The following is a 9,137-nucleotide window of genomic DNA, read 5'->3' on the forward strand; positions in this document are numbered from 1 at the left end:
CCTCGCCTCACCGGATGCCGAGACGGGCGCAGGGGTCCGCCGTGTCGCCCTCGCAGAGCTCGGCGGTCGTGACCTCGCCGTCGCGGACCATGACGCTCGTGAGGGTGCGCAGGGTGACCGACTCGGGGCTCCCGAGGAAGGACGGGACGCCCTCGACGTCGACCGTGTCGGTCACCGGTGCCCCCTCCAGCAGCTCGGCCGCGGTGGCGACGACCCGCCGCACCAGGGCGTCGCGGGGCTCGTGCAGGGCGACCGCCTGCTCGTCGGTGATCAGCCGTCGCAGCGCCTCGAGGTCGGCCCCGGTCCCGACGACCGCGGGCCGGTCGGCGACCCCGACCCCGGCCTCGTCGTAGGCCGCCGCCACACCGGCGGCCTGGGTCTCGTCGGCCGCCACGACGGCAGCGACCGCCCCGGGGGGCCGCTGGCCGATCTCGTCGGCGACCCACCGCCGCGCCTCCTCGGCCGTCGCGGCCTCGGGGGCGTCCTCGGCCAGCACCTCGGCCCCACCGTCGACGAGGGCCTGCCGGGTGGCCGCGGTCGTCTCCCGGCCCGCCAGGTCACCCCGCGAGGCCCCGAGCAGGAGCACCCCCGGCGCGTCGACGGCGGCCTGCTCCAGGGTGGCGCGGGCGAGGACCCGGGCGGCCGCCTCGGGGTCGTAGCCGACGTGGTGCGTGGCGCCCGGCACGAACCGGTCCATCGTGACGACCGGGACGTCCCCGGCCCGCGTCACCAGCTCCTCGCCGCGCTCGGCGTCGACGGCCTCGAGGACGACGACGTCGGCCCCGCCCTCGAGCACCTCGGTCATCTGCTCGGCCTGGAGGTCCGCGTCGCCGCCCGCGTCGAGCGCGGCGTACTCGCAGTCCTCGCAGTCCGCGCGGAGGGCCTCGCGCAGCGCCGACGCGTCGGACTCGTAGTGCCGCCCGTCGGGATCGGCGCCGCCGAGGAAGGCGACCACGGGTCGGGGGGTCTCGTCGTCCCCGCCGACCGAGCACGCCGTGCCCACCGAGCCGAGCGCCGCGACCAGCACGCCGACCGCGGCGGTCCGCCACCCGCGTCGGGCCCGTGCGGAGTCGGTGTCGGCTCGCATGGGCGCCATGGTGGCACGCGGCCCCGCGGCGCCGGCCCGCCGGTGCGTCCCGACACCGCTGCGGGCGCGCCCGGTCCGGCCGGCAGATGAGAGCCGCGTGACGGCAGTCTGAGAGACCTCTCATGCAACCGCTTCCAGGGCGCGAGTTCATTCGCCGTTCACCTACGTTGACCCGATGCCCTCCCCCGAGATCTTCGAGCTGGCGACGCCGCGCGGCGACGCCTCCGCGGGGCTCGCCGCCCTGCGCCGCGCCCCGACCCCGCCCCCCTCGCGTCGGGCCCGTCTCGACGGCGCGGTGCGCCCGGTCGCGTGCCTCGTCGCCCTCGTCGTCCTCGTGCAGCTCCCCCGCACGCTCGAGGCCGACGCCCGCGCCGCGCTGCTCGCCTTCGGCGTGGCGGTCGTGCTGTGGTCGACGACGCGGCTGCCCGCCGCCTGGGTCGCCCTGGCGAGCGCCGTCCTGCTGACCGCGCTGGGCGGCACCGAGCAGGAGGACCTCTTCGAGGCGCTGGCCGCCGACGTGGTCTGGCTCATGGTCGGCGCGTTCGTGCTGGGCGGCGCCATCCGCGCCACCGGGCTCGCGGGCCGGCTGACCTCCGCGATGTCGGGGCGGGTGCGCACGGTCGGCGGGGCGACCTGGGCCCTCACGGCGATGCTGGTGCCGCTGTCGCTCCTGATCCCCTCGACCTCGGGCCGGGCGGCGGTCGTGCTGCCGGTCCACCGGGCGATCACCCGCGCCGTCGACGACCGCTCGGTCACCCGGGCCCTGTCGCTGCTGGTGCCGGTCGTCGTCCTGGTGTCGACGATCTGCACCCTGGTCGGCGCCGGGTCCCACCTGATCGCCAACGACCTGCTCGACGACGTCACCGGGGAGCCGATCTCGTTCGCGCAGTGGCTGCTGTGGGGCTTCCCCTTCGGCCTGGCGGCGAGCGTCGTGTCGTGCTGGGCGATCGGCCGGATGTTCCTGAGCGCCGAGGTACGGCGCAGCCCGCTGTCGCTGCCGCGGGCCCCCCGCCGGGCCCTGAGCGGCGCCGAGCGCCGCACGCTGCTGGTCACGGCGGTGATGGTGGGGCTGTGGTCGACGGAGTCGGTCCACGGACTCGAGGTCGCCTACGTGGCCCTCGCCGGCGCGGTGGTGCTCACCGCCCCGGGCGTGGGCGCGATCTCCTGGAAGGACGGCGTCGCCGCGGTCTCCTGGAACCTCGTGCTGTTCGTGGGCGCCGCCCTGGTGCTCGGCGAGGCGCTCGTCGACACCGGGGCGGCGGGCTGGGTCGTGGAGCGCCTGTTCGCCTTCTCCGGGATCGGCAGCACCGACTCCGTGCTCCTCGTGCTGGTGACCCTCTCGCTGCTGACGCTGACCTCGCACCTCTACATGACGTCCCACGCGGCCCGCGCGGCCGCCCTCGTGCCCGCCGTCCTGTCGCTCGCCGCGACGCTCGAGCTCGACCCGACCGCGGTCGTGTTCATCGGCACCGTCGGCATGGACTACTGCCTGACGCTCGCGGTGAGCAGCAAGGCCCTCCTGCTCTACGCCGAGCTCGAGGAGCCCACCTTCGAGCCCGCGGACCTGATGCGGCTCTCGGCCGTCCTGCTGCCGGTGCACGTGGTGCTCGTGGTCGTCTTCTACCTCGGGTGGTGGCAGTGGACGGGGATGGCGCTGTGAGCCCCCGGGCCCGCGGCCGCGGCAGCCTGTCGCGACGGCTCACCGCGACCTTCACCGCGCTCGGCGTGATCGCGCTGCTCGTCGTCGGGGTCACCGGCTACACCCTCACGCAGTGGCGCGGCTCCGCCGACGAGCAGGAGCGGCACTACCTGCGCAGCCTGCGGCTGCTGGAGGCGCGCGCGCTGACCTTCGAGGCCTACAAGGAGGTGCCGGACGCCGTCCTCGGCTCCGACCCCGACGCCCGCGCCGACTACACCGACCGGCTGGCCGGCATCGACGCCGTCTTCGACGACTGGGCCGAGCTCGCCGAGGACCCCGCGGAGGAGCGGGAGGTCGCCGAGGTCCGCGCGGCCGCGACCGCGCTCGACGACAGTGCCGACACGGTCTTCGACCTGGTCGAGCAGGGCCGGACCGCCGAGGCCCGCGCCGAGCTCGAACGGGTCGAGGAGGAGGCCTTCGAACCCTTCGACGCCGTCACCGACGCCGCCGTGGCCAGCGACGAGGCCAAGCGCGAGGAGGTCCGGGCCGCGGCCTCCGAGGCCCGTGGCACCGCCAGCACGACGCTGGTCGTGGCCGGTCTCGGCACCGTCTCGCTGCTGCTGCTCATCGGCGCCTTCCTGGCCGGCGGCGTCTTCCGGCCCGTCCGCGAGCTGCACGAGGGCCTGGCCGGGCTGGCCCGGGGACGCACCGACGTCCGGCTGCCCGAGGGCCCCGACGACGAGATCGGCACCCTGAGCCGCGACTTCAACCGGCTCGCCGAGCAGCTCGAGCGGTCCGCCGGTCCCGGCGGGGCCCCGGGTGCCCCGGGTGCCCCGGACCCGGGTGAGCACGACGACGCGCGACTCGTCCTGGCCCGGGTGGTCGACGGCCTCGCCGAGCAGGTGGCCGCCGTCGCGGGCGACCTCGACGAGGCGCGCGCCGCCGAGCTGACCGCGCGGGTCGCGTCGACCCGTCGGGCCGTCGAGCGACTGGGGGCGCTGACCTACCCGGTCGAGCTCGACCTCGCGGTCGTCGACCCGGTCGCGGTCCTCCACGACGTCGCGGGACGGGTGGCCGACGAGCTCGTGCGGCGTGGCGTCGGCATCGCGATCCGCGTCGAGGACCTCCCCGACCCGCTGGTCGCGGACCGCGCCCGGCTGCGCGAGACCCTGTCCGAGCTGGTCCGCAACGCCCTCGACGCCCTGCCCGAGCGCGGCGGGTCCCTCGGCCTCGCCGCCCGGCCCCACCCCGACGGCGTGGCGCTGGAGGTCACCGACGACGGCGCCGGGTTCTCCCCCGCCGACATCGCCTGGCTGCACGACGGCACCGACCGGCCCGACGAGACCCGCGGCGTCGGGCTGCGCCTCGCGACCGCCGTCGCCGAGCAGCACGGCGGACGCCTGCAGCTGCAGGCCGGCGACGGCGGCCGCGGCACCGTCGCGCGCCTGCTGCTGCCCCCCACACCACGACCGACGTCCCGCTCCGGCGGGCGGACCAGGAGGACCACCCCATGAGACTGCGCGTGCTGATCGCCCCCTCGGGCTTCAAGGAGAGCCTGGACGCCGACGAGGTCGCCGACTGCGTCGCCTCCGGCGTACGACGGGCCGTCCCCGACGCCATGATCGTCAAGGCTCCGGTGCCCGACGGCGGCGAGGGCTTCGCCCGCGCGCTCGTCGGCACCGTCGGCGGCACGCTGCACGACGTCACCGTCACCGGCCCCGTCGGCGAGCCGGTCGAGGCGTACTTCGGCCTGCTGGCCGCGGACCCGGCCGACGACGGGCCCGCCGTGACCACCGCCGTGCTGGAGATGGCCTCGGCCGCCGGGCTGCGCCACGTCCCGCGGGACCGCCGCGACCCCCTCGCGACCACGACGTACGGCGTGGGCGAGCTGCTGCTGGCCGCCCTCGACGCCGGTGCCCGCAGGATCCTGCTCGGCTGCGGCGACTCGGGCACCAACGACGGCGGCGCCGGGATGGCCCAGGCCCTCGGGGTGCGGCTGCGGGACCCCGAGGGCGTCGAGCTCGGTCGCGGCGGCGGCGAGCTGGCCCGCCTGGCGGCCGTCGACGTCTCCGGCCTGGACCCGCGGCTGGCCGAGGTCGAGCTCGAGGTCGCGTGCAACTGGGACAACGTGCTGACCGGCCCGTCGGGGGTGGCGCGCGTGTTCGGACCCCAGAAGGGTGCCGACGAGGCCACCGTCGCCCGCCTCGAGGAGGCGCTCGAGCGCTACGCCGAGGTCATCGCCCGCGACCTCGGGGTGGACGTCGCGACGGTCCCGGGCTCGGGCGCCTCCGGCGGCCTGGGCGCGGGGGCCTCCGCCCTCCTGGGCGCGACGCTGCACCCGCGCTTCGACGTGATCACCCGCTACCTCGACTTCGACGCACTGCTCGAGCGGGTCGACCTCGTGCTCACCGCGGAGGGGGCGATCGACCGGCAGAGCGCCCGCGGCAAGGTGCCGGCCGAGGTCGCGCGCCACGCGGGGGCGCGCGACATCCCCGTGGTGGCGCTGACCGGCACCGTGGGCGAGGGGGTGCAGGCCGCCCTGGACGCCGGCCTGGACGCCTACGCCTCGATACTCACCCGGCCGCAGTCGCTGGACGAGGCCCTGGCCGAGGTGCGGGAGTCGCTGACGAGCTCCGCGGAGCAGACGATGCGCCTGCTGCTGGTCGGGCGCCGCCTGGCCTGGCAGGAGGGCGAGGCCTGAGCCCCTGCGGGTCCAGGCGGCCGACTCAGGCGACGGCGAGCACGTCGTAGGGCAGCGGCAGGAGGTCGACGTCGGTGGCGAGGTGCACCACCTCGGTGGCGACGCCGACCCGTCGGCAGGCACCGACGAGCACCCGGGCCCAGCCGAGGTCGTCCGCGTCCGGCCCGCCGACCCCGGGGCGGCTGCGCAGCGCGGCGAGCCGACCCCCGGGCACCAGGTCGGTGACGAGGTCGAGCACGAAGTGGGCGAACCCGTCGAGGTCCTCCTCCCCCGGGGCGCGGTGCGCGTCGTCGATCTCGACGAGCTTCGGCACCGGCCGGCCGTCGGCGTCGAGGAGCATCAGCCACAGGCTGTGGCGGGAGAAGCCGAGCGGCTCCATCAGGCGGCGCCAGGTCGCCTCGAGGTCGGCCTGGGTGCGGATCGACGGACGGTGCGGCGCCGGACGGTCGTCGTCGGCGGGCCGGTCGGCAGGGATGTCGTGGGTCATGGCGGCGAGCCTGCCGCGATCCGCGGCCGGGCGTCGGCGTCCCTCCACAGGGCCCGACATCGTCCCCAGGAGCCGGGCTCGGCTCGTCGCGGGGCCGGGCCTCACGCCCGGCCCGCGACGCTCACTCCCACTCGATGGTGCCCGGCGGCTTGCTGGTCACGTCGAGCACGACCCGGTTGACGGCCTCGACCTCGTTCGTGATCCGCGTCGAGATCCGCTCCAGCACGTCGAAGGGCAGGCGCGCCCAGTCGGCGGTCATCGCGTCCTCGGAGGTGACCGGCCGGATGACGACGGGGTGGCCGTAGGTGCGGCCGTCGCCCTGCACGCCGACCGAGTGCACGTCGGCGAGCAGCACGACCGGCATCTGCCAGATGTCGCGGTCCAGGCCGGCGCGGGTGAGCTCCTCGCGGGCGATGGCGTCGGCCTGGCGCAGCAGGTCGAGCCGCTCGCGGGTGACCTCGCCGATGATCCGGATCCCGAGGCCGGGGCCCGGGAACGGCTGGCGCCACACCATGGTCGAGGGCAGGCCGAGCTGCTCCCCGACGGCGCGGACCTCGTCCTTGAACAGCACCCGCAGCGGCTCGACGAGCGCGAAGGTCAGGTCGTCGGGCAGGCCGCCGACGTTGTGGTGCGACTTGATCGTCGAGGTGCCGGCGCCCCCGCCGGACTCGACGACGTCGGGGTAGAGCGTGCCCTGGACGAGGTACGCCGTCTCCCCCTCCCCCGAGGTCGGCACCAGGTCGGCGAAGACCCGGGCCTGGGCGGCCTCGAAGGTGCGGATGAACTCGCGCCCGATGATCTTGCGCTTCTCCTCGGGCTCGGTGACCCCGGCGAGGGCGTCCACGAACTGGTCGGCGGCGTCGACGACGTCGAGCTCGTCGAAGACCTCCTCGAAGTCGCGCCGCACCTGGTCGGTCTCGCCGAGGCGCATCATCCCGTGGTCGACGTACACGCACGTGAGTCGGTCGCCGATGGCGCGCTGCACGATCGCGGCGGCCACCGCGGAGTCCACCCCGCCGGACAGCGCGCAGATCGCACGACCCTCGCCGACCTGCGCGCGGATCGCCTCGACCTGCTCCTCGACGATGTTGAGCATCGTCCAGGTCTGGCGGCAGCCGGCGATGTCGTGGAGGAAGTGCTCGAGCACCTGCTGGCCGTGCTCGGTGTGCATGACCTCGGGGTGCCACTGCACGCCGGCCAGCCGGCGGGTGAGGTCCTCGAACGCGGCCACGGGGGTGACGTCGGTGGAGGCGAGCACGGAGAACCCCTCGGGGGCCGCGACCACGGAGTCGCCGTGCGACATCCACACGCGGTGCTCGGCCGGGACGTCGGCGAGCAGCGTGCCGGGGTCGTCGACGCGGACCTCGGTGCGGCCGTACTCGCGGGCGCCGGTCGGGGCGACCTCCCCGCCCAGGCCGCGGGCCATGAGCTGGAAGCCGTAGCACATGCCGAAGACGGGCAGCCCCGCCGTGAGCAGGGTCGGGTCCAGGCCCGGCGCGCCCTCGGCGTACACCGAGGAGGGGCCGCCGGACAGGATGATCGCCTTCGGGCGGCGCGCGAGCATGTCGGCGACCGGCATCGTGTGGGGCACGATCTCGGAGTAGACCCGCGCCTCGCGGACCCGCCTCGCGATCAGCTGGGCGTACTGCGCCCCGAAGTCGACCACCAGCACCAGGTCGTGGTGCGCCTCCGGGCTCTGTGCGCTCACGGCCCAACCCTATCGGCGCGTGCGGGCGGCGGGCGCAGGGCCAGGGCCAGGGCCCGGCCGGGGAGGGAGGGTGGCCGGGCCCTGGCGGGTCGGGCGGCCTCGCGGCCCCCGACCGTGGGCCTCCGGCAGGGAGGGTGGTGCGCGCCGTCGGCCCTCACGACGTCAACGACCGGCGGGGCGAGGGGGTTACGCGCTCCGCCCGGCCCCGTCGCGCGAGCCGTGACGCACCTCGACCAGGGGCAGCCGCAGGGCGCCGGGAGCCGCCTCGGGCACGGCGGGCGACCGCGGGGCGACCGGGGCGACCGGCACGTACGACGACCCGGGCGCCGGGCGGGGGTCCGCCTCGCCCTTGTTGGGCCACATCGACATCGCCCGCTCCGCCTGGGCCGTGATGGTCAGCGACGGGTTCACCCCGAGGTTCGCCGAGATCGTGGAGCCGTCGACCACGTGGAGCCCCGGGTGGCCGAAGACCCGGTGGTAGGGGTCCACCACGCCGGTCTCGGGGCTGTCGCCGATCGTGCAGCCGCCGATGAAGTGGGCCGTCATCGGCTTGTCGAACGGCTCGCCGATCGAGCCGCCGGCGAAGCCGCCGATCCGGCGCGCCATGCGCCGGACGACGTCGTTGGCCACCGGGATGTACGTCGGGTTGGGCGCGCCGTGGCCCTGCCGCGAGGTCAGTCGGTAGCCGAAGGGCGTGCGCCGACCCGAGGTGGTGATCGAGTTGTCGAGGGTCTGCATCACCAGGGCGATGACGGTGCGCTCCGACCAGTGCTTCACGTCGTACATGCCCAGCAGGTGGCGGCGCTGCCTGACCAGCTCGGTCATCCACACCCGCCAGCGCTTGCCGGGTCCGTCGCCGTCGGTGAGCACGGTCTGCAGCAGGGCCATCGCGTTGGACCCGCGACCGTAGCGGCAGGGCTCGACGTGGGTGTCGTCGTCGGGGTGGAACGAGGAGGTGATCGCGACACCGCGGGTGAAGTCGGTGGTCGAGCGCGGGGCGATCGCGCCGAGGATCGCCTCGGAGTTGGTGCGGGTCAGCACGCCGAGCTGGTCCGAGACGTGGGGCAGGTCGCCGTCCGCCTTGAGCCGGTGGAGCAGCTTCTGGGTGCCGAGCGCGGCGGCGGAGACGACCACCTCGCGGGCCGTGAAGGTGCGCACGGCCGAGCGCCGCGACAGCTTGGCCTTCGTCCAGCGGGTGTCGACTCGGAAGCCGCCGCCCTCGGCCTCGGGCCGCGGGCGGATCCGCGTGACGGTGGTCAGCGGGTGCACGACGGCACCGAGGCCCTCGGCGAGGTGCAGGTAGTTCTTGACCAGGGTGTTCTTGGCGTTGTGGCGGCACCCGGTCATGCACTCGCCGCACTCCAGGCAGGCGTTGCGGTCGGGGCCCGCGCCCCCGAAGAACGGGTCGGCGACCCGCTCGCCCGGCGCGTGGTGGTCCTCGCCGAAGTAGACGCCGACCGGGGTGGGGCGGAACGTGTGGCCCACGCCCATCTCCTCGGCGACGTCCTTCATGAC

General features: G+C 75.7%; 7 protein-coding genes. 3 read left to right on the forward strand and 4 right to left on the reverse strand.

Features of this window, described 5'->3' with window-relative positions; translation table 11 throughout:
• Positions 1 to 7 precede the first annotated feature (7 nt).
• The gene (locus tag ABD158_RS15365) at positions 8 to 1,087 is read right to left on the reverse strand and encodes a substrate-binding domain-containing protein (protein ID WP_344008438.1); all 1,080 of its coding nucleotides are present in this window, start codon (positions 1,085 to 1,087) and stop codon (positions 8 to 10) included.
• Positions 1,088 to 1,262: 175 nt separating this feature from the next.
• Here ABD158_RS15365 and ABD158_RS15370 point away from each other — a divergent pair, with 175 nt between their 5' ends.
• Genes ABD158_RS15370 through ABD158_RS15380 form a run of 3 tightly spaced genes read left to right on the forward strand, consistent with a single transcriptional unit; the run spans position 1,263 to position 5,427 of the window.
• Complete coding sequence (locus ABD158_RS15370; protein ID WP_344008440.1) at positions 1,263 to 2,747, forward strand: SLC13 family permease; 1,485 nt, start codon at positions 1,263 to 1,265, stop codon at positions 2,745 to 2,747.
• Positions 2,744 to 4,240, forward strand: a complete 1,497-nt coding sequence (locus ABD158_RS15375) for an ATP-binding protein (protein WP_344008441.1) — start codon at positions 2,744 to 2,746, stop codon at positions 4,238 to 4,240. Before ABD158_RS15370 ends, ABD158_RS15375 begins: the two co-directional genes overlap by 4 nt.
• Positions 4,237 to 5,427 carry a glycerate kinase family protein gene (locus ABD158_RS15380; protein ID WP_344008442.1) on the forward strand — a complete coding sequence of 397 codons (1,191 nt, stop codon included), beginning with the start codon at positions 4,237 to 4,239 and terminating at the stop codon, positions 5,425 to 5,427. Before ABD158_RS15375 ends, ABD158_RS15380 begins: the two co-directional genes overlap by 4 nt.
• Positions 5,428 to 5,452: 25 nt before the next feature.
• On the opposite strand, the gene ABD158_RS15385 is transcribed toward ABD158_RS15380, so the two are convergent.
• The 3 genes from ABD158_RS15385 to ABD158_RS15395 form a co-directional block, all read right to left on the reverse strand.
• The gene (locus tag ABD158_RS15385) at positions 5,453 to 5,914 is read right to left on the reverse strand and encodes a hypothetical protein (protein ID WP_344008444.1); all 462 of its coding nucleotides are present in this window, start codon (positions 5,912 to 5,914) and stop codon (positions 5,453 to 5,455) included.
• Between the two features lie 121 nt (positions 5,915 to 6,035).
• Positions 6,036 to 7,622 carry a glutamine-hydrolyzing GMP synthase gene (guaA, locus tag ABD158_RS15390; protein ID WP_344008445.1) on the reverse strand — a complete coding sequence of 529 codons (1,587 nt, stop codon included), beginning with the start codon at positions 7,620 to 7,622 and terminating at the stop codon, positions 6,036 to 6,038.
• Positions 7,623 to 7,808: 186 nt separating this feature from the next.
• On the reverse strand, positions 7,809 to 9,137 hold a 1,329-nt coding region (locus ABD158_RS15395; protein WP_344008446.1), incomplete at its 5' end, for a GMC oxidoreductase.

The organism is Nocardioides lentus (assembly GCF_039529515.1).
In the GTDB taxonomy this organism is placed as follows: Bacteria; Actinomycetota; Actinomycetes; order Propionibacteriales; family Nocardioidaceae; genus Nocardioides; species Nocardioides lentus.